The following is a 20,078-nucleotide window of genomic DNA, read 5'->3' as shown; positions in this document are numbered from 1 at the left end:
TTACATGATCAAAACCATTGCGACAAAACCTTACGGCGACCAGAAGCCCGGCACCTCCGGCCTGCGCAAGAAGGTCCCTGTTTTCCAGCAGGAGAATTACGCGCAGAACTTCATCCAGTCGATCTTCGACTCGCTCGAGGATTTCGCGGGCAAGACGCTGGTGATCGGCGGCGACGGGCGCTACTTCAACCGTGAGGTCATCCAGATCGCAATCAAGATGGCGGCCGCCAACGGTTTCGGCAAGGTGATGGTCGGCAAGGGCGGGATCCTTTCGACGCCGGCGGCCTCGAACCTCATCCGCAAGTACAAGGCCTTCGGCGGCATCATCCTTTCGGCCAGCCACAATCCCGGCGGACCGACGGAAGACTTCGGCATCAAGTACAACATCGGTAACGGCGGACCGGCGCCGGAGAAGATCACCGACGCGATCTATGCGCGTTCCAGGGTCATCGACAGCTACAAGATCGTCGACGCCCCGGAAATCGATCTCGACCGTGTCACCACCCTCACGCTCGACGGCATGACGGTCGAGATCATCGACCCGGTCGCCGACTATGCCGAACTCATGGAAGAACTTTTCGACTTCCCGGCGATCCGCAACCTCTTCAGCCTCGGCTTCCACATGGTCTTCGACGCGATGAGCGCCGTGACCGGCCCCTATGCCAAGGAGATCATCGAGCGGCGGCTCGGCGCGTCCGAGGGCACGGTGCGCAACTTCACGCCGCTGCCGGATTTCGGCGGCCACCATCCCGACCCGAATCTCGTCCACGCCAAGGAACTCTACGACGAGATGATGAGCGGCGGCGACGCCCCCGACTTCGGTGCCGCCTCCGACGGCGACGGCGACCGCAACCTGATCATCGGCCGCGGCATCTTCGTCACGCCTTCCGACAGCCTCGCGGTGCTCGCCGCCAACGCCCAGCTCGCCCCTGGCTATTCCAAGGGTATCGCCGGTATCGCCCGCTCAATGCCGACCAGCATGGCCGCCGACAAGGTCGCCGAAAAGCGCGGCATCGGCATCTACGAGACGCCGACCGGCTGGAAGTTCTTCGGCAACCTGCTCGACGCCGGCAAGGTGACGATCTGCGGCGAGGAGAGCGCCGGGACCGGCTCCGATCACGTGCGGGAAAAGGATGGCCTGTGGGCCGTGCTGCTGTGGCTCAACATCCTCGCGGTGCGCGGCGAGAGCGTCGAGGACATCGTCACCCAGCACTGGGCGACCTACGGCCGCAACTACTATTCCCGCCATGACTATGAAGGCGTCGATTCCGATGCCGCCAACGGCCTGATGGCGACGTTGCGCGACAAACTGCCCTCGCTTTCCGGAACGAAGATCGGCGATCTCACCGTCGAGACGGCCGACGACTTCGCCTATCACGATCCGGTCGATCAGTCGGTTTCCAAGAACCAGGGCATCCGCGTGCTGTTCGAGGGCGGCTCGCGCGTCGTCTTCCGTCTCTCAGGAACCGGCACCTCGGGCGCCACGCTGCGCGTCTATATCGAACGCTACGAGCCGGACGCCAATCGGCATAATCTCGAAACCCAGGCGGCGCTGGCCGACCTCATCGCTGCCGCCGAGACGCTTGCCGACATCCGGGCACGCACCGGACGCGACGCTCCGACCGTCATCACCTGAGGCGAATACCGATGACCAGTTTTCCGTCCGGTGGCGTCGCCCTGACGGCGAAGGGATGCGATTTCGCCGTGTGGTCGCACCATGCGGACCTCATAGAACTCTGCCTCTTCGACTCGGCGGGAGACGTGGAGATTTGCCGCCTGCCGATGACACGCGATCCGAACGGACATCATCGCCTGCATGTCGAGGGTGTCCGGCCGGGCGCCCGCTACGGCTATCGTGCCCATGGGCGCTATGTTCCCGATCAGGGCGACTGGTTCGACCCGTCGAAGCTCCTCGTCGATCCCTACGCCAAGGAGATCGACCGGCCGTTCAGACAGGATCGCCGCCTCGGCGTCTTCGGCGAGAACACCGATTCGCTCATGCCGAAGGCGATCGTGACGGAGGACGTGGCCGTTACGCGCAAGCCGCCGCTCTTCGCGCCCGGTGGCCTGATCTACGAGGTTCCGGTCAGGGCCTTCACGATGCTTCACCCGGACGTGCCGGAGCACCAACGCGGCACGATCGCCGCACTTGCCCATCCAGCCGTCCTCTCGCACCTGAAGAGGCTGAAGGTCGATGCGGTCGAGCTGATGCCCATCGTCGCCTGGCTCGACGAGCGTCATCTCAGGCCGCTCGGGCTCGTCAACGGCTGGGGCTACAATCCCATTGCCCTTATGGCGATCGATCCCCGGCTCGCGCCGGGCGGCGTCGCGGAGCTCCGAGATACCGTCGCGGCGCTCCATGCCGAAGGGATCGGCGTGATCCTCGACGTCGTCTTCAACCACACGGGAGAAGGCGACCGCAACGGCGGCACGCTCTCGCTGCGCGGCCTCGACAATCTCTCCTGTTACCGTCACCTGCCGGACAATCCGGGCGTCCTCGTCAACGACACCGGCTGCGGCAATACGCTTGCCTGCGACCACGTCTACGTTCGGCGGCTGATCCTCGACAGCCTGCGCCACTTCGTGCTGCATGCCGGCGTCGACGGCTTCCGCTTCGACCTCGCCCCCGTCCTCGGCCGCACCGCGCGCGGCTTCCACGCGACGGCTCGTACGCTGCACGCCATCGCCTGCGACGACGTGCTGGCCGACCGGGTTCTGATCGCCGAGCCCTGGGATGTCGGTCCCGGCGGCTACCAGCTCGGCAATTTTCCGCCGGCCTTTCTCGAATGGAACGACCGTGCGCGCGACACCGTCCGACGATTCTGGCGGGGAGACGGCCACATGCGCGGCGCCTTTGCGACCGCCCTCGCCGGCTCGCAGGACGTGCTTGCCCGTCACGGGGAGACCTCGTCGCGCACCGTAAACTTCATCGCCGCCCACGACGGTTTCACGCTTCTCGATCTCGTCTCCCACACCCACAAGCGCAACGGCCGCAACGGCGAGAACAACCACGACGGCCACGACGAGAACTTCTCCTGGAACAATGGTGTCGAAGGCGCGACCGACGATCCGGAGACCGTCCAGCGCCGCCGCCATGACGTCGCCGCGCTGATCTCGACGCTGTTCTCCATGCGCGGAACGATCATGCTGACGGCCGGCGACGAAGGTGGACGAACCCAGCACGGCAACAACAACGCCTATTGCCAGGACAACGAAATCACCTGGATCGACTGGCAGACGATGGACCGCGGGCTCGTCAACCACACGGCCGTCGCGTCCGCACTGCGCAAGCGCTTCGACGTGTTCTCCAGCACCGGCTTCTTCACCGGCGAGAACGGCGACGTCGAGTGGATGAACGCCGCCGGCGAGCCGAACACCATCCCCGACTGGGAAGAGGCGGAAGGTGCGACGCTCACCATGATCCTGAAGACCCTCGACCGGGAAACCGGGCGCGACGTCCGCATCACCATCCTCTTCAACCGGGCGCAGCGGCCGCGCCATTTCGTGCTGCCGCAGACGTCCGGCCTCGCCTGGCACAACCCCTTCTCGGGCGAGAAACTCGCCTCTATCATACTGCAACCACGAACGGTGGCCTTGTTCATAGAGTACTAGATCAAATTGCCCGGCATTGGTCCGGTGCCCGCTACAAGCTATGAAAGAAGAAATACTGCGGCTCGCGGTATCGCTCTGCGAAACGCCGGCATCCAAACAACAAAGGCATTTCAGACAATGAAAAATTCAGCGAGGACCCATGCCGCGTGAGATTTCACTTTCGGATGTCGCGGGGCTCGTCGGGCAGGAGATCGGCCTGTCGGACTGGATCACCGTCGACCAGTCGATGATCGACGCCTTTGCCGGTGCGACGAACGACCACCAGTTCATCCACGTCGACCCGGTGCGTGCCGCGGCCGAGTCGCCCTTCGGCGGGACGATCGCCCATGGCTTCCTGACACTCTCCCTGCTGTCGGCCATGAACTACAACTGCCTGCCGATCATCCGCGAGCAGACCATGGGCATCAACTACGGTTTCGATCGCATCCGCTTCATGTCGCCGGTGAAATGCGGCAAGCGGATCCGCGGCCATTTCGTCCTGACCGACGCGCGCTTCCGCGGCGCCGGCATGATGATGACGACCTACGACATCGGCATCGAGATCGAAGACGAGCGCAAGCCGGCACTGACCGCCACGTGGATCACCATCGTGCAGTTCGATCCGAAGGACCGCCCCGAAGGAGTCTGACGATGGAGAAGCCGGAGGTCGTCAGGCAATCCTTCCTGCGGCAGGCGCAATCCTGCGACGACCTCGGCTCTCCCTTTACGGCGCGGCTCTGCCGGCTGGCGGCGGCGCGGCTCGACATGCAGACAGCGCTCGGCAGTCACATCCTCAACTGGGCAGGGGACCCGTCTTCGTCGCGCGACGCGCTCGCACTGCGTCTTGCCGGCTCCTTGCACGCGCTGGTACTCACCGGCAGCGACCCCAGCCTCGCCACAGCTTACCCACCGCATCAGGCCGATGACGATACGCTGTGGACCGCCTGCGAGGAGGCGTTCCGAAAGCACGAGGCATTCATACTGGAGCGGCTGAAATCCGCGCCGCAGACGAACGAAGTTCGCCGCTCCGCCGCGCTGCTGCCGGGCTTCCTGACCATCGCTGCCCTGACCGGCAAGCCGCTTGTGCTCTCGGAAATCGGGGCGAGCGCCGGGTTGAACCTGCAGTGGGACCGTTACCACTACCGTCTCGGCAATTCCCTCTGGGGGCCGGACTCGACGGTCGTGCTCGAACCGGACTGGCAGGGTGACGCGCCGCCGTCGGCCGATCTTTCCGTCCTCGACCGCGCGGGCTGCGATCTCAATCCGCTCGACCCCTCCTCCGCCGAGGACCGCCTGCGGCTATCCTCCTACATCTGGGCAGACCAGACGGACCGGCTGGAACGCACGCGCAATGCGCTCGAAATCGCTCGCATGAATGGCCTGACGGTCGAAAGGGCCGACGCCATAGACTGGTTGCGACGGCGGCTCACCATCCCTCGGCGGGCGGCTGCACACGTGATCTATCACACCATCGCCTGGCAGTACCTGCCGGATGCTCTGAAGGAAGAAGGCGAAGCGCTGATCCGCCGGGCCGGACGGGACGCCTCGGACGAGGCGCCACTCGCCCGCCTGCAACTCGAAGCCGACAGCAAGCCCGACGGGGCGGCATTGACGCTTGAGATCTGGCCGTCAGGCGAGCGCCGGGAGATTGGCCGTGCCGATTTCCACGGCCGCTGGATCAAATGGAAGGGCTGGACAGGCCTCTGAGGGCCTGCCCGGTTTTCGTCAGGCGGCAGCGTCTTCCGCTGCTTCGGCGAGAAGCCCGAAGGCATACTCAGCGAAAGACCGCCAGCATTCGACGCGGAAGGTCTCCTCGTCGACGCGATGGAGCACGATCTCGATCTTGCCGAGCACCGTGCGCGCGGCAGCGCCGACCGGGAAGATCGAGATCGACAGATCGAGCGGGCAGCCGGCATTCAGCGTATTTTCCGCGCCCGGCCCCGAAACGATGATCGCCGTGTTGCGGTGGGAGACGTCTGTCGCGGCATGCACCACGCCCGCCTCGGCACAGGCGGCCATCAGGTCGCCGCCCTGCTCGTCGAGCACCAGCCATTCGTCCGGCCCGAGCCAGAGCGCGGTGCGGCCCTTGGCCGAGGCCGAGGTCTTCGGCTTGACCGGGAGCTTGACGCCGAGTGCCTTCGACAGGCCGGCCACGGCATCCGCTCCCGCCCGCAGCGAGATGCGGTCCGCCGGAGCCGCCGGCGTCAGCCGGACCACCGTCGATCCGCCATGGGCGCCTTCCAGCACCGATTTCCGAGAAGCCGCCATGAGATCAGCCATGGATGCGTACCCCTTCCTTGTCAAAGAACACCATGTCCGTCACCTCGACGGCGATGGTCTTGTCGGCCATCGGGACATAGAGCGTTTCACCCATGCGGCTGCGCCCGCCCGCCACCATCGCGATCGCGATCGACCGGCCGGCATTCGGCGACCAGTAGGAGGAGGTGACATGGCCGAGCATGGTCATCGGCTTCGGCTGGTTCGGATCGGCGACGATCTGGGCGCCTTCCTCCAGCACCGTGTTCGGGTCTTTCGTCAGAAGGCCGACCAGTTGCTTGCGGCCTTCCTTGACAAGGTCAGGACGCTTCAGGCCACGGATGCCGACGAAGTCCGTCTTCTTCTTCGACACAGCCCAGGCAAGGCCGGCGTCATCCGGGGTGAGCGTCCCGTCGGTGTCCTGACCGACGATGATATAGCCCTTCTCGGCACGCAGGACGTGCATGGTCTCGGTACCGTAGAGGCAGGCGCCCATGCTTTCCGCCCGGTTCCAGACGGCTTCCAGGACCGAAGCGCCGTAATCCGCCGGCACGTTGATTTCGAAGCCGAGTTCGCCCGTGAAGGAGACGCGGAAGAGACGGGTCGGCACGCCGCAGAACTTGCCTTCGGCGACGCTCATGTGCGGGAAGGCTTCGTTCGAGATGTCGATGCCTTCGACGAAGGGTGCGATGATATCGCGCGCCTTCGGCCCCTGCACCGCAATCACCGCCCACTGTTCGGTGGTCGAGGTGAGCCAGACCTTGAGGTGCGGGAACTCCGTCTGAAGGTAGTCTTCCATGTGCTGGAGGACGCGCGGCGCGCCGCCGGTCGTTGTCGTGACGTGGAAGCGATCCTCGGCGATGCGGCCGACGACGCCGTCGTCATAAACGAAACCGTCCTCGCGGGTCATGATGCCGTAGCGGGCCTTGCCCGGCTTCAGCGTGTCCCAGGCATTCGTGTAGAGAAGGTTGAGGAAGGTCGCGGCATCCGGACCGACCACCTCGATCTTGCCGAGGGTGGACGCATCGAAGACGCCCGCGACATCGCGAACCGTCTTGCACTCGCGATTGACGGCCTGATGCATGTCCTCGCCCGCCCGCGGATAGTACCAGGCGCGCTTCCAGTTACCGACATCCTCGAATTCGGCGCCCTGCGCCGCCTCGAAGAAATGCATCGGCGTCTTGCGGGTCGGATCGAAGAGATCGCCTCGGGAGTGGTTGATCAGCGTGCCGAAGGTCACAGGCGTATAAGGCGCACGGAAGGTGGTGAGGCCCACCTGCGGGATCGGCCGGCCGAGCATTTCGGCCGCGATCGCGAGACCGTGCATGTTGGAAAGCTTGCCCTGGTCGGAGGCCATGCCGTTGGTGGTGAAGCGCTTGATGTGCTCGATCGAATGCATGCCCTCGCGGACCGCAAGGCGGATGTCCTTGGCGCAGACGTCGTGCTGGAAGTCGATGAAGGCCTTGACGGTTGTGTCAGGCCCGGCCCCTTCCGCAGCGCCGATCATGCCGCCGGTCCAGTCGAAGACGTTGCTGCCTGAGAACTGCACCGCGGTTGCACCGGCAGCACCTGCCGCGGCGGCCATCGCCGCACCGGCCGAGGACGCCTCATCGAGGATTGCCTGCAGGTCGTCGGTGCCGTTGCAGGCGCCGACCGAGACGCATTCCTGCGCGTAGACGTCCGGCAGGAAGCGGTCGTTCACGGCGTCGAACTTCAGCTTGCCGCGCGACTGCGAGAACAGATGCACCGACGGCGTCCAGCCGGCAGAAACGAGAAGCGCATCGACCTCGATCTTGCGCGACGCGCCGCCACCATTGCGACGGACGGTCATCGACTTGATCCGCAGGCGGCCGGCGGTATCCACGACACCGTGGCCGACCAGCACGTCGATCCCGAGCGAACGGGCTTCCGACAGTACCTTCTCGCCGGGCTTCTCGCGGCTGTCGACGATCGCGACGACGGCAACGCCGGCGCGCTTCAGGTCGAAGGCGGCTTCGTAAGCGGAATCATGGGCGGTGTAGACGCCGACCTTGGCACCGACGGCGACACCGAAGTGGTTCAAATAGGTGCGCCCCGCGGCCGCCAGCATGATGCCCGGACGGTCGTTGTTGGCGAACACCATGTGCCGCTCGATCGAGCCGGTGGCGAGCACGACGCGCTTGGCGCGGACCTGCCACAGACGCTCGCGCGGCAGCCCCTTGGCGGGCTTTGCCAGGTGATCGGTTACGCGCTCGGCGAGCGCCACGAAATTGTGGTTGTAGTAGCCGAAGGCGGTGGTGCGGGTGAGAAGGCGCACGTTCGGCATCGAGGCGAGCTTCGCCGCGACGGACTGTGCCCAGTCGTAGCCGTTCTGGCCGTCGACGGTTGCCGCGGTATCGTAGTGGAAAGCACCGCCGACTTCCGCCTGCTCGTCGCAGACGATCACCTTGGCACCGGCTTCCGCAGCCGAGAGGGCGGCAGCAAGGCCCGCCGCCCCGCCGCCGACCACGAGGACGTCGCAATGGGCGTAACGGCTGGAATAGTGATCCGGATCGGCCTCCTTCGGCGCGACGCCGAGACCGGCGGCGCGGCGGATGAAGGGTTCGTAGACCGAATGCCAGAAGCTCTTCGGCCACATGAACGTCTTGTAGTAGAAGCCCGCGGCGAAGAACGGCGAGGCAAAATCGTTGAGCTCGCCGATATCGAAGGCAAGGCTCGGCCAGCGGTTCTGGGTGCCGATCTTCATGCCGTCGAAGACTTCCTGCACCGTCGCACGCACGTTCGGCTGGCGGCGCGCCGTGTCACGGCTGACATCGAGCAGCGCGTTCGGCTCTTCCGGGCCGGCGGTCAGGATGCCACGCGGACGGTGATACTTGAACGACCGGCCGGCGAGATGCATGCCGTTGGCGAGCATCGCCGAGGCGACGGTATCGCCCTCGATTGCCGTCAGGCTTCGGCCGTCTATGGTGAAGCGCGCGGTTCTGGCCGGCGTGAGACGGCCCTTGCCGGGAATACGGTTGGCGCCGCTCATTTGGCAGCTCCCTTGTCTTGGCTGTTGAGAACGGCGGCGACGTCGGGTTTCGGTTCGCCGGCCTTGTAGGTCATCAGGAACTTGTCGCTCACGGTATCGCGCACCGCGTTGAAGAAGCGGCCGCAGCCGTGGATGTGGCGCCAGCGTTCGAAGATGAGGCCCTTCGGGTTGTCACGCAGGAAGAAGTAGTCCGCGAATTCCTCGTCGGAAATCTCGGCGATGTTGGCGGGGCGTACGATATGGGCCTCGCCGGCGCCGCGGAACTCGAGCTCGGAGCGCTCTTCTTCACAATAGGGGCATTTGATCAGCAGCATGATGAGCGGTCCTCGGTATCAGTGCGCCACGGCAGCGGCGGCCGCCTCGTCGATCAGACGGCCGGTGCGGAACCGGTCGAGCGTCAGGCCGGCGGCGAGACGGTGCGGTTCGCCCCGCGCGATCAGATGCGCGAAGAGATTGGCCGAACCCGGCGTCGCCTTGAAGCCGCCCGTTCCCCAGCCGGCGTTGACGAAGAGGTTCGGAACCGGCGTCACGCTCTGGATCGGCGAACGGTCGGCGGTGTTGTCGGTGATGCCGCCCCACTGGCGCATCATCTTGACCCGGCGGAACATCGGGAAAAGTTCGCAGATGGCGTCGAGCGTATGGGTGATGATCTGCAGGCCGCCAGTCTGGGAGTAGGAGTTGTACTGGTCGGTGCCGGCACCGATCACGAACTCGCCCTTGTCCGACTGCGAGATGTAGGCATGCACCGAATTCGACATGACGACGCAGGGGAAGATCGGCTTCATCGGTTCGGAAACGAGCGCCTGCAGCGGCGTCGAGTGGACCGGAAGCTTGATGCCGGCCATCGCCATGACGACCGAGGAATGGCCGGCCGCGGAAACGCCGATCTTCTTGGCGCCGATGAAGCCGCGGCTCGTATCGACCCCCGTCACCTCGCCGTTCGGGCCGCGCCGGATGCCGGTCACTTCGCAGTTCTGGATGATGTGAACGCCGCGGTCGGATGCCGCACGTGCAAAGCCCCAGGCGACGGCGTCGTGACGGGCCGTGCCGCCGCGGCGCTGCAAGGCGGCGCCATTGATCGGGTAGCGCGCCGTCTTCGAGATGTCGAGCGGCGGGCAATAGGCCTTCGCCTGCTCCGGCGTCAGCCACTCGTTGTCGATGCCGTAGAGAGTGTTGGCATGCACATGGCGCTTGAAGGACTGCATGTCGTGGATGTTGTGCGACAGCATCATCACGCCACGCGGCGAGTACATGACGTTGTAGTTGAGATCCTGGCTCAGCCCTTCCCAGAGCTTCAGCGAATGCTCGTAGATGTCCATGCTCTCTTCATAGAGATAGTTGGACCGGATGATCGTGGTGTTGCGCCCGGTATTGCCGCCACCGATCCAGCCGCGCTCGAGCACGGCGACGTTGGTGATTCCATGTTCCTTGGCGAGATAGTAGGCCGCGCCCAGGCCATGGCCGCCGCCGCCGATGATGATCACATCATAGGACGACCGGGGCTCCGGAGAGGTCCACTGGGCGTCCCAGCCCTTGTGACCGCGCAGCGCCTCGCGTGCCACGGCAAAAACCGAATACTTGCGCATTTCGCCTCAAACTCCTGTGGTTCAGGCAATTGGGTAGGACCTTACAAGTCGCAAATCAATATGCCTTGCGAGCGCCCTTTTGCGACGCATTGCCGTCCGGCTTTTGACATGGGCCGACAAGACGGCGTTTCTCGGGATTTTTCTGCCCACCGCATCTTCCCAGTCTGGACTTTCCAAGCCCGATCTGCTATTCGACCGCCAAATCGTCAGGCCTCCGCCTCACGAAGCGATAGATTTTTCGCCGGCGATCTGCTCCGGCGAGACCACAACTCTAAACCAAAGGAACGGGATAAACGTGCAGGTACTAGTCCGCGACAACAATGTTGACCAAGCGCTTCGCGCTCTGAAGAAGAAGATGCAGCGCGAGGGTATCTTCCGTGAAATGAAGATGCGCGACTATTATGAAAAGCCGTCGCAGAAGCGCGCTCGCGAGAAGGCCGAAGCCGTTCGCCGCGTCCGCAAGCTGGCCCGCAAGCGTATGCAGCGCGAAGGCCTGATCTCCGCCGGCCGTTCGGGCCGCTGATCCGTCGTTTTTTCGACGTTTTCCGATGTTCTAAGGGCGGGGGCGACGGGTCGCCACCGCTCTTTACATTTGTGAAGTCAAACACCTGCCCTCGTTACGGAAAGCATACCGGAAAATGGTCGTCACTTCTGTTTCCCCTCATGCCCTGGCACACAAGGTCGAGGAGCATCGCCGTGCGCGCATCGGTTTCATGCTCGGAACAGCGGCGGTGATTGCAGCCCTCGGGCTTTCTGGCTGCCAGTCGACTTCGACGACGAGCGACATGATCCGAATCGACCGGGCACAGGGGTCGGAAGAGAACATCGCTTCGCTCTCCGCCGTGATCGCGGCCAATCCGCAGGATCCGGAAGGCTATAACGTCCGCGGCTCCGCCTATGGCCGCGCCGGTGAATTCCGCAGGGCGGTCGACGACTTCAACACCGCGCTGAAGCTCAACCCGAACTTCTACCAGGCCTATGCCAACCGTGCGCTCGTTCTGCGCAACATGGGCAAGCCGGTGGAAGCGGCGAACGACTATAGTGCGGCGCTGCGCATCAACCCGAGCTACGACGTCGCCTATATCGGCCGCGGCAACATCTACCGCCAGGCGGGCCGGATCGACGAGGCCTTCAGCGATTTCAACCGCGCAATCGAGCTCGATACCACCGACGGACGCGCCTATCACAATCGCGGACTGATCTACCAGCTTCGCGGCCAGCACGACAAGGCGATCGACGACTTCTCGAAGGCCATCTCGCTGTCGCCGAGTTCACCCGAGCCGCACAACGGCCGAGGCATCTCCTATCTGGCGCTGAACAACGACGACAACGCGTTCGCCGACTTCAACCACGCCATCGAGCTCAATCCGAAGGTTGCCGAATCCTGGGCCAACCAGGCGCTGGTCTACGAGCGGCGGGGCGACAAGGCCCGCGCGGCGAAGTCCTTCGCGCACGCACTGTCCCTCGACACGAAGTACAAGCCGGCTGCCGACGGCCTCGCCCGCACGCGCGGCGCGTCGAGCTGACCTGCAGGGGCCTTGAGCCCCTCCCCCGTTCTCGATCACAGAATGAGCCATGCGCCGGCGGGTTCGATACCGTCGCCTTGCAGGTAGGTACGACCGTGCTCTCAAAAAAGAAAAGGCCCCGCAGAGCGGGGCCTCGAAACCTGTGGCTGCAGCCGGGTGATATCAGCGCAGGAGAAAGATGCCGGCGACCGTGAGCACCACGAAAAGGACCAGCCCGCCGAAGAAGCCGCCGGCAGTGAAGAAGCCGGCCGCCATCGCGATCATCAGGGCGGCGAGAACGACCGTGCCGTATTTCGCGCCGGCGATGAAGAGACCATAGGTCTTTTCGTGTTCGGCATAGTTCATCGATGCGCCGGTTTCGACGGGTCCGGTGTGGTGTTCGCTCATGATCTGTCTCCCCTTGAGGCGGCCGCGATTTGTTGGTTGATGGAACCGTCCGGCGGCATTGCCGTTGCCGAGGCGCGATCCATCACTCTTCCCTTTCGTCCGACTTATACCAAGCCCGCAGGAAGTGCAATCGGCTCGCAACTGGCGTTCGGGTCAAAAGTGGACGCCGCTGACCGCTCCCTGGATATAGCCCTCCGCCACCAGCCGCGCCGACGGACGGATGGTGAGCGGCGGCAGCCGGGCTTCGCCGTCTCGGCCGAACATCAGGCGACGCTCGTGCTCCCCGGAATCGAAGAACGGGTAGCGCTGGAGCAGCTTCGCACCCGTCTTGTGGGTGTCGGTTGCGAGCAGGTTCAGCTCGAGGCCGTAGATCTCGGTCATGCGACGTTCGATGATGGTATCCGCATAGAACACCCGCCGGTAGAACGCCGCGTGAGCGGGACGCACGTGCTGCAGCACCCGATCGGCCCTGAAATAGGCGGCGGCGACGATGCTCGGACGCAGCGTGATGTAGGGAATGACCGGGAGTTCCGCGGCCACCTGCGGATCGGCGGCGAACCGCGCGGGGTCGATGAGCGTCAGCCCCGCATCGAGAAAGTCGTCGATCGCATCCGGGAACACGCCCGAGGACTGGGAGACCGGATGGTCGGGCGTGACGTAGTGTAGCCGGATCGTGCTCACCAATTCCTCGAAGTAGTACACGCCGAAGACATAGGCGTGGTCGTCGAAGTCGATGTCGTCCAGCAGCCTTGCTCCTCCGACGGGCAGGACATCGGCCGCCTTGTAGGCGCGGTAGCGCAGCCGTTCGATGTCCCTGAAATCCTCCGCGCATTCGATCCGCCGGTATTCGACGTGGTCGAGAAGCTGCATAAGTCGTCCGGAAAAACTGTCCTCGACGGAAACATGTACATTCATCTGAAAGACTCTCAATTAACGTTTCGTTAACCAAAGAATAGCAGTCGCCGGCAACTTTCACAGTCTCTCCGGTCGAATGGCGTGCATTTTAACGAGATTTATGGTTAACGTAGGGCGAAAAAGCGTCGCACACGACGCTATCTGAATCAAAAACCCCTAAATTTATACTGGATTGTACTTAAGTACTTACTTGTCGACGTCAGGCGGCGCCGGCGTTCCGTGCCATCTTGGCACTCGTTTCCGCTCTCTCCGCCAGCAGGCCGATGGTCTCGGAGGCGACGGGCACCGAATAGACATAGCCCTGGATCAGGTCCGCACATTCGTACTTCCGCAGCAGCGCGAGCTGATCCTCCGTCTCGACCCCTTCGATGACGATTTCGAGGTCGAGCTGGCGCGACATCGTCACAATGCCGCGAAGCAACCGGAAGCGGCGGGCGTCCTCCGAGATGTCACGAACGAAGGAGCGGTCGATCTTCACGATGTCGACGGGCAGCGTATCGAGGTAGCTGAGGCTCGAGAAGCCTGTACCGAAGTCGTCGATTGCGATGGTGATTCCCTGCGCGCGCAACTGCTCCAGAATGAGCCGTACATTGGCGACTTCCTCGACGAGACTTCCCTCGGTGACCTCAAGATGAAGCCTCGCGGGCGCAAGACCGGCCTCCTTCACCGCATCCATCACCACCTGGATGATCGCGTCGTTGCGCAGGTCGTGCTCGGAGAGATTGACCGAGACGCTGATGTGCTCCGGCCATGTCGTGCAATCGCGACACGCCCGCACGATCATGAAGCGGGTGATCTCGGAGACGATGCCCATCTCTTCGGCGATATGGATGAAGACGTCGGGCGGGATCGCTCCGCGTTCCGGATGGGTCCAGCGTGACAGCGCCTCGCAACAGTCGATGCTCGAACCGTCGAGCCTGAACATGGGCTGGTAGACGACATCGAGCGAGCCGGCAGCCACCGCCGCGGCGAGGTCTGTCTTCAGCTGCTGCCTCTCGACATAGCGGGCGTCCATCTCCTGCGCGAAGACGGTGAACACGCCCCTGCCACGGGATTTCGATTCGTAGAGCGCCAGATCGGCCTTGATCTGCCACTCCTCCATACGAAGGTCGGCGCTGTCCAGGATCACCGCACCGGCGCTGAATGAAACCGGCGTCATCGTTCCCTCGACCTCATAATCGGCGCTTGCCGCTGAATGGAGGTCCCGCATCCTCGATTCCAGGTCGGTGTCTCGCGCCACATTCGGGAAGAAGAGCGCAAAATGATCCCCGACGAGATGGCCGACCAGCGCCTCCCGACCGGCGAGCGCCTGAAGCCGGCCTGCGATCGCCACCAGCAGCCGATCTCCGGCAAGGTGCCCGCGCATGTCGTTGACGTGCTTGAGGTCCGCGACATCGAGAACCAGGAAGCCCACCTCGCCCGGCTCCCGGCGTCTGGCGAGTTCGTCCTTCACCAGTTCGGAAAAGTAGTTGCGATGCGGAAGTCCCGTCAGGGTGTCGAAACGGACCATATGCAGGATCTTCCGGTCGGCACGCACCCTTGCGGTGACGTCCTCGAAGATCAGCACCACGCCGCCTTCCGGCCGGCGGGTCGCGGAAAATTCGAGGATCATGTCCTCGGAAAACTGCATGACGGCGCGGGAGATCGTCCCGTCCGTCAACTGGGAGAGCTGCTTCTGGATCAGCCCCGGCATCGAGCCGTCGATGAAGGCGTGGCGCGTGCCGTAGCGCAGGACGACATCGAGATCGCAGTTCTTGAGCTGGCTGCGGTCTCCGAGGTGAAGGAGTTCACAAGCCCTGCGGTTGATGACCTCGATCCGGTTGTCGGGATCGAGCATCAGGAGCCCGTGCGTCATGTTGTTCAGCGCCGTGTCGAAACTACCGGCGATCTTCTTCATTTCCTGGGATGCGACCACGTTCTCGTAGAGGAATTCCCGCACACCGGTCGCCATGGACTGGGTCGTGAGCATGAACGGGATCAGCATGATCGACAGCAGCAGCTTGTAGGGGTCGCCGGAAAACATCGCGCCGACGATGATCGGCAGGCAGGCGGCCATGGTCTGCAGGCTGACGGCCATCCGCGACCCGTAATTGCGTCCGACCACCGAGACCATGGAAGCCAGGGTGACCGCCACGCAGGCCAGTTCCACGAAGGTGTCCTCGAAGAAGAGTATGGCGTAGCCGCAACCGATACCGAGGATCGCCGCGGTCGACGCCGCTCCGATGACATACCGAAGCTCCCAGCGGGCGATCTCCTGCCGGCTCCACAACGCCTTGTTGGCCTTGCTGAAGCGGGCGAAGAGCCGGATCCGATGCGCGAAAACGACGAGGAAGGCGATCGACAGGCCGATATAGAAGAAGTCCCGCGTCTTATGGTAGACGGCCAGATAGGTGAGGATGTGGGCCGCCATCCCGACGAAGAGCGTCTGGCGGTTGCCGAACAGGGACTCGACGAAGGACAGGTAGACGTCCGTCGGCACAGCTGCACTTCGAGCCTTCATCCAGGGAGCCTCCTCCGCGACGGGCACGGTATAAAGAAGAAATTAAGATTTGATTGCGCAAGTATGAACGAATCTCCGCAGTCCTGTGCCCGCAGGCCCTCGTCTCCGGTAACGCTTCAACCGGACGCGATGTCCGGCAAACCCGGCAAAAGGTCGCCAATCCGTGGCTCCCCCTCAAATTCCACCGGAATCACTTTAGCCTTTAGTCTAACTTCTGGGCGCGACCCGAACCGCCGCGACAATACATTATCTATCTCTAATTAATTACCGGATTTCCTGATCCACACGGCCGACTGTGCCACATCGGCCCAAAACTGTATAGATCGCCAGCTTTCCCAACCGTTTGACGCGGATCAATGCCGGGATAGGTCGGAAAACCGGCCGCGGGTGCGGCTGTGGACAATTGACCGGCCGAACGGTCGAGCAGCCGCCGAGCATCAACACTCTCGCGCCAGCGCCCGATGCTGGTGCGGTTGCGCCGTCCCCACCCTTGTTCTATGGGAAATGACAGGTTTCAGGGAGAAAAACCGACATGTCATTACTATTGGCGATCAGCCGCTTGATCGATGCGATCAACGGCGCAATCGGACGCTGGGTGTCGTGGCTGCTGCTTGCCGCCGTCCTCATCAGCGCAGGCAACGCCGTCGTCCGCAAGATGTTCGACATCTCATCGAATGCCTGGCTGGAGTTGCAGTGGTATCTCTACGGAACGGTGTTCATGCTCGCGGCGGCTTACGCGCTGCTCAAGAACGAGCATATCCGCATCGACATCGTCTCCAGCGGCTGGAGCCGGCGGACGCGCAACTGGATCGACCTGATCCTGCACATCATCTTTCTCGTCCCCTTCTCCTTCCTGATGACATGGCTCGCCTGGCCGTGGTTCTGGAATTCCTATCGGATCGGTGAAATTTCCTCGAGCGCAGGAGGCCTGATCGTCTGGCCGGCGAAAGCCGCCATCCTCGTCGGCTTCCTCCTTCTGAGCGCTCAGGCGGTGTCGGAGATCATCAAGCGTGCGGCGATCGTGTTCGGCTACCTCAAGGATCAGTCCGAAGACAGCCACGAAGTGACGGGACACTGACATGATCGATTTCATCGCCCACAATCTCGCCCCGATCATGTTCACCTCGGTGATGCTGATGCTGCTGCTCGGCTATCCCGTGGCCTTCACCCTTGCCGCCGGCGGACTGATCTATTTTGCCCTCGGCGTCGAACTTTCGGCGATCTCGCCCGAGATCAGGCTGTTCTGGCCGCTGCTGCAGTCTCACCCGGACCGCATATACGGCGTGATGTACAACGACACACTGTTGGCCATCCCGTTCTTCACCTTCATGGGCCTGATCCTCGAGCGATCGAGAATGGCCGAGGACCTGCTCGACACCATCGGGCAGCTGTTCGGTCCGATCCGCGGCGGTCTCGCCTACGCGGTCATCCTCGTCGGTGCCCTGCTCGGAGCCACGACCGGCGTCGTTGCTGCCTCTGTCATGGCGATGGGGCTGATCTCCCTGCCGATCATGCTGCGTTACAATTACAATCGCCCGCTGGTCGCCGGCACGATCGCCGCTTCGGGAACCCTGGCGCAGATCGTCCCTCCCTCGCTCGTGCTCATCGTCATGGCCGACCAGCTCGGCCGGTCGGTGGGGGACATGTACGTCGGCGCCCTCTACCCGGCGATCCTGATCGTTGCCTCCTACTGCGCCTACATCTTCGTGGTCTCGCTCGTTCGACCGCAATGGGCCCCGGCCCTGCCGCTCGAAGCGCGCACCCTCGGCGGCGGTGTCACCTCGCTCGCAGTGATGATGGCGGTGGCGGCAGCCCTTTATTTTGTCGGGCACGAGTATCTATTCACCGGCATCGCGAGCCCTGAATGGCGGCTCGTCGCAGCCCTCGCCTTCGGCGTGGTTGCGGTCTATCTCGTCGCCCTCGCCAACCGGCAGTTCAGTCTCAACCTGATCTCCCGGCTCGCGCAGCAGGTCATCATCGTCCTGATCCCGCCGCTGGCGCTGATCTTCCTGGTGCTCGGCACGATCTTCCTCGGCATCGCGACGCCGACGGAAGGCGGAGCCATGGGCGCCACCGGTGCGCTGATCATGGCCGCCCTCAAGGGACGTCTCTCGCTTGCGACGCTCAAGCACTCGCTCGACGCGACGACGAAGCTCTCCGCCTTCGTGATGATGATCCTCATCGGCGCCCGCGTCTTCGGCCTTACCTTCTACGGCATCAACGGCAATGTCTGGATCGAGGAATTGCTGACGGCGCTTCCGGGCGGCGAATACGGCTTCCTGATCGTCGTCACGATCATCGTCTTCATTCTCGGCTGTTTCATCGATTTCTTCGAGATCGCCTTCATCATGGTGCCGCTCTTGGCGCCGGTTGCCGACAAGCTCGGCATCGACCTCGTCTGGTTCGGCGTGATCCTCGGCATCAACCTGCAGACGTCGTTCCTCACGCCACCCTTCGGCTTCTCTCTCTTCTACCTGCGCTCCATCGCTCCCGCCGGACGCTGGAAGGACGAGGCGACCGGCAAGACTATGGACGGCATGAAGACGCTGGACATCTACAAGGGTGTGCTGCCGTATATCGTGATCCAGTTCGTGATGATCATGGTGGTCATCGCCTTCCCGAGCCTCGTCATGCGCTACAAGGCGGGTGTGGAGGCGATCAACCCGGACGACGTCAAGATCGAGATTCCGGGCTTCGGCCAGGGCGGGGGCATGTCCCTGCCGCCCCTCGGCCAGGACGGCGGAACCGGCGCTCCGAACCTGGGCCTGCCGCCCATCGGCGGCACCGGTTCACAGGCGCCATCGATGCCGTCGCTGGGTCTGCCGCCTCTCAACCTCGGCGGCGAGCAGCCGGCACCTGCGCCGGCTCCCGCACCCGGTGCCGGAAGTCCCAACATGGACCTGAGCCAGCCTCCGGTCATCAAATGAGAGAACGAAAACGGCGCCCAAGCGGCGCCGTTTTCTTTGCTGCATCTTTTCCCGTGCACATTTCGCCCAAAAGAAGAGCCCCGGGATCGCTCCCGGGGCTCGGCATGTCAGCTTGCGGACCTGAGCTTAGAGCTTGCCGGCGCGCTGCTGGATCATCATGAAGGTATCGAAGGTGTAATCCGGCAGTTGCATCCACAGATAGGCGTCCTTCTTGAACGCCAGCTGGCTGTCGTAGATCTTCTTGAACGCCGCATTCGACGCCGTAATTTCGGCATAGGTTCCCATTGCAGCATCATAGCAGGCCGAGAGAATCTCCTGACTGAAGGGACGCAGCAACGTTCCTTCGGCAACGAGCTGCTTCAGCGCCGGCGGGTTCTTGACGTCGTACTTCGCCAGCATGTTCGCGTTTGCGAATGCGCAGGCGTCCTGCAGGATCGCCTGATAGTGAGCCGGAAGGCTGTTCCACTTTTCCAGGTTCACCATGGCATGCAACGCCGCGCCACCTTCCCACCAGCCCGGATAGTAGTAATATTTGGCGACCTTGTGGAAACCGAGCTTCTGGTCGTCATACGGACCAACCCATTCGGATGCATCGATGGTTCCTTTTTCGAGGGCCGGGTAGATGTCGCCACCGGCAATCTGCTGCGGAACGACGCCGAGCTTTTCGACAACCTTTCCGGCAAACCCGCCGATGCGCATCTTCAGGCCTTTAAGGTCATCCAACGTGTTGATTTCCTTACGGAACCATCCACCCATCTGGGCTCCCGTATTGCCGGCCGGCAAACCGTACAGGCCCTGGGTCGCAAAGAACTCGTTCATCAAGTCGTTGCCACCCTGGTAGAACCAGGCGTTCTGCAAACGTGCATTGAGGCCGAACGGTACCGCTGTTGCCAGAGCGTAGGTCGGATCCTTACCCCAGAAATAGTAGCTGGCGGTGTGGGACATCTCGACGGTACCCGCGGCGACCGCGTCGTTCGCCTGGAGGCCCGGGACAATCTCGCCTGCAGCGAAGACCTGGATTTCGAAATTGCCGCCGGTGGCAGCCTTGACGCGGTCGGCGACATCGTTGGCAGCGCCGAAGATGGTGTCCAGCGCCTTAGGAAACGAAGACGTCAGACGCCAGGTGATCTTCGGATTTTCCTGGGCGATGGCCGGTGCGGCCAGAACGGTGGAAGCAGCAACGCCTGCGCCCGTTACTCCGGCCTTTTTGATGAATGAACGACGATCCATAAAAGTAAAACCTCCCTTTAGACCTGCCGCGACAGGAAAGCTCCTGTACCTGCCCAGCAGCAGTCCCCGCGAGATAACCATTTTGGATGAACCCTTTCAAGCGCTTAAGAAATATTCTTTCGACCTATAACCATTGCCCGTTCCGACAAT

At 63.1% G+C, this 20,078-nt stretch carries 16 protein-coding genes; 8 read left to right on the top strand and 8 right to left on the bottom strand.

Going from position 1 to position 20,078, the window contains the following annotated elements; genetic code table 11:
* Positions 1 to 4: 4 nt before the first annotated feature.
* The 4 genes from EUU22_RS23350 to EUU22_RS23335 all read left to right on the top strand — a co-directional run bounded on the left by EUU22_RS23350 (position 5) and on the right by EUU22_RS23335 (position 5,298).
* Positions 5 to 1,636 (top strand): alpha-D-glucose phosphate-specific phosphoglucomutase, encoded by a 1,632-nt coding sequence (locus EUU22_RS23350; protein ID WP_129334356.1) that lies wholly within the window; start codon positions 5 to 7, stop codon positions 1,634 to 1,636.
* Between the two features lie 11 nt (positions 1,637 to 1,647).
* Complete coding sequence (gene glgX, locus EUU22_RS23345; RefSeq protein ID WP_129334355.1) at positions 1,648 to 3,612, top strand: glycogen debranching protein GlgX; 1,965 nt, start codon at positions 1,648 to 1,650, stop codon at positions 3,610 to 3,612.
* Positions 3,613 to 3,751: 139 nt separating this feature from the next.
* The gene (locus EUU22_RS23340; protein ID WP_129334354.1) at positions 3,752 to 4,240 is read left to right on the top strand and encodes a MaoC family dehydratase; all 489 of its coding nucleotides are present in this window, start codon (positions 3,752 to 3,754) and stop codon (positions 4,238 to 4,240) included.
* Positions 4,241 to 4,242: 2 nt separating this feature from the next.
* A complete protein-coding gene (locus tag EUU22_RS23335) occupies positions 4,243 to 5,298 on the top strand; it encodes a DUF2332 domain-containing protein (protein WP_129334353.1) in 1,056 nt (351 codons plus the stop codon).
* A gap of 18 nt (positions 5,299 to 5,316) precedes the next feature.
* Here the strand turns inward: EUU22_RS23335 and EUU22_RS23330 are convergent, their stop codons facing one another.
* From EUU22_RS23330 to EUU22_RS23315, 4 genes are read right to left on the bottom strand one after another with little or no spacing between them, the layout of a single operon-like run.
* Positions 5,317 to 5,871 carry a sarcosine oxidase subunit gamma gene (locus EUU22_RS23330; RefSeq protein ID WP_129334352.1) on the bottom strand — a complete coding sequence of 185 codons (555 nt, stop codon included), beginning with the start codon at positions 5,869 to 5,871 and terminating at the stop codon, positions 5,317 to 5,319.
* Positions 5,864 to 8,857, bottom strand: coding sequence for a sarcosine oxidase subunit alpha (locus EUU22_RS23325; protein WP_129334351.1), 2,994 nt, complete (start codon positions 8,855 to 8,857; stop codon positions 5,864 to 5,866). Before EUU22_RS23325 ends, EUU22_RS23330 begins: the two co-directional genes overlap by 8 nt.
* Complete coding sequence (locus EUU22_RS23320) at positions 8,854 to 9,171, bottom strand: sarcosine oxidase subunit delta (RefSeq protein ID WP_112689915.1); 318 nt, start codon at positions 9,169 to 9,171, stop codon at positions 8,854 to 8,856. Before EUU22_RS23320 ends, EUU22_RS23325 begins: the two co-directional genes overlap by 4 nt.
* An 18-nt stretch (positions 9,172 to 9,189) precedes the next feature.
* Positions 9,190 to 10,443, bottom strand: a complete 1,254-nt coding sequence (locus EUU22_RS23315; RefSeq protein WP_112689916.1) for a sarcosine oxidase subunit beta family protein — start codon at positions 10,441 to 10,443, stop codon at positions 9,190 to 9,192.
* Positions 10,444 to 10,738: 295 nt separating this feature from the next.
* On the opposite strand from EUU22_RS23315, the gene rpsU reads away from it, so the two are divergent.
* Complete coding sequence (gene rpsU / locus EUU22_RS23310; protein ID WP_114364274.1) at positions 10,739 to 10,966, top strand: 30S ribosomal protein S21; 228 nt, start codon at positions 10,739 to 10,741, stop codon at positions 10,964 to 10,966.
* A gap of 190 nt (positions 10,967 to 11,156) precedes the next feature.
* On the top strand, positions 11,157 to 11,969 hold the full coding sequence (locus tag EUU22_RS23305; protein ID WP_129334408.1) for a tetratricopeptide repeat protein: 813 nt from the start codon (positions 11,157 to 11,159) through the stop codon (positions 11,967 to 11,969).
* A 162-nt stretch (positions 11,970 to 12,131) separates the two neighbouring features.
* Here EUU22_RS23305 and EUU22_RS23300 read toward each other — a convergent pair whose 3' ends face one another.
* The 3 genes from EUU22_RS23300 to EUU22_RS23290 form a co-directional block, all read right to left on the bottom strand.
* Complete coding sequence (locus EUU22_RS23300; RefSeq protein ID WP_129334350.1) at positions 12,132 to 12,356, bottom strand: aa3-type cytochrome c oxidase subunit IV; 225 nt, start codon at positions 12,354 to 12,356, stop codon at positions 12,132 to 12,134.
* 153 nt (positions 12,357 to 12,509) lie between these two features.
* Positions 12,510 to 13,271, bottom strand: coding sequence for an N-acyl amino acid synthase FeeM domain-containing protein (locus tag EUU22_RS23295; protein WP_129334349.1), 762 nt, complete (start codon positions 13,269 to 13,271; stop codon positions 12,510 to 12,512).
* 199 nt (positions 13,272 to 13,470) lie between these two features.
* On the bottom strand, positions 13,471 to 15,771 hold the full coding sequence (locus EUU22_RS23290; protein WP_129334348.1) for a putative bifunctional diguanylate cyclase/phosphodiesterase: 2,301 nt from the start codon (positions 15,769 to 15,771) through the stop codon (positions 13,471 to 13,473).
* Positions 15,772 to 16,303: 532 nt separating this feature from the next.
* On the opposite strand from EUU22_RS23290, the gene EUU22_RS23285 reads away from it, so the two are divergent.
* Together EUU22_RS23285 and EUU22_RS23280 are read left to right on the top strand one after the other, a co-directional pair.
* On the top strand, positions 16,304 to 16,849 hold the full coding sequence (locus tag EUU22_RS23285; RefSeq protein WP_129334347.1) for a TRAP transporter small permease subunit: 546 nt from the start codon (positions 16,304 to 16,306) through the stop codon (positions 16,847 to 16,849).
* A 1-nt stretch (position 16,850) separates the two neighbouring features.
* Positions 16,851 to 18,698 carry a TRAP transporter large permease gene (locus EUU22_RS23280; protein WP_129334346.1) on the top strand — a complete coding sequence of 616 codons (1,848 nt, stop codon included), beginning with the start codon at positions 16,851 to 16,853 and terminating at the stop codon, positions 18,696 to 18,698.
* 126 nt (positions 18,699 to 18,824) lie between these two features.
* On the opposite strand, the gene EUU22_RS23275 is transcribed toward EUU22_RS23280, so the two are convergent.
* Complete coding sequence (locus EUU22_RS23275) at positions 18,825 to 19,928, bottom strand: TRAP transporter substrate-binding protein (protein ID WP_129334345.1); 1,104 nt, start codon at positions 19,926 to 19,928, stop codon at positions 18,825 to 18,827.
* Positions 19,929 to 20,078: the final 150 nt, after the last annotated feature.

Source organism: Ciceribacter ferrooxidans (genome assembly GCF_004137355.1).
Taxonomy (GTDB): Bacteria; Pseudomonadota; Alphaproteobacteria; order Rhizobiales; family Rhizobiaceae; genus Allorhizobium; species Allorhizobium ferrooxidans.
This window is presented reverse-complemented; position numbering and strand designations above follow the sequence as displayed.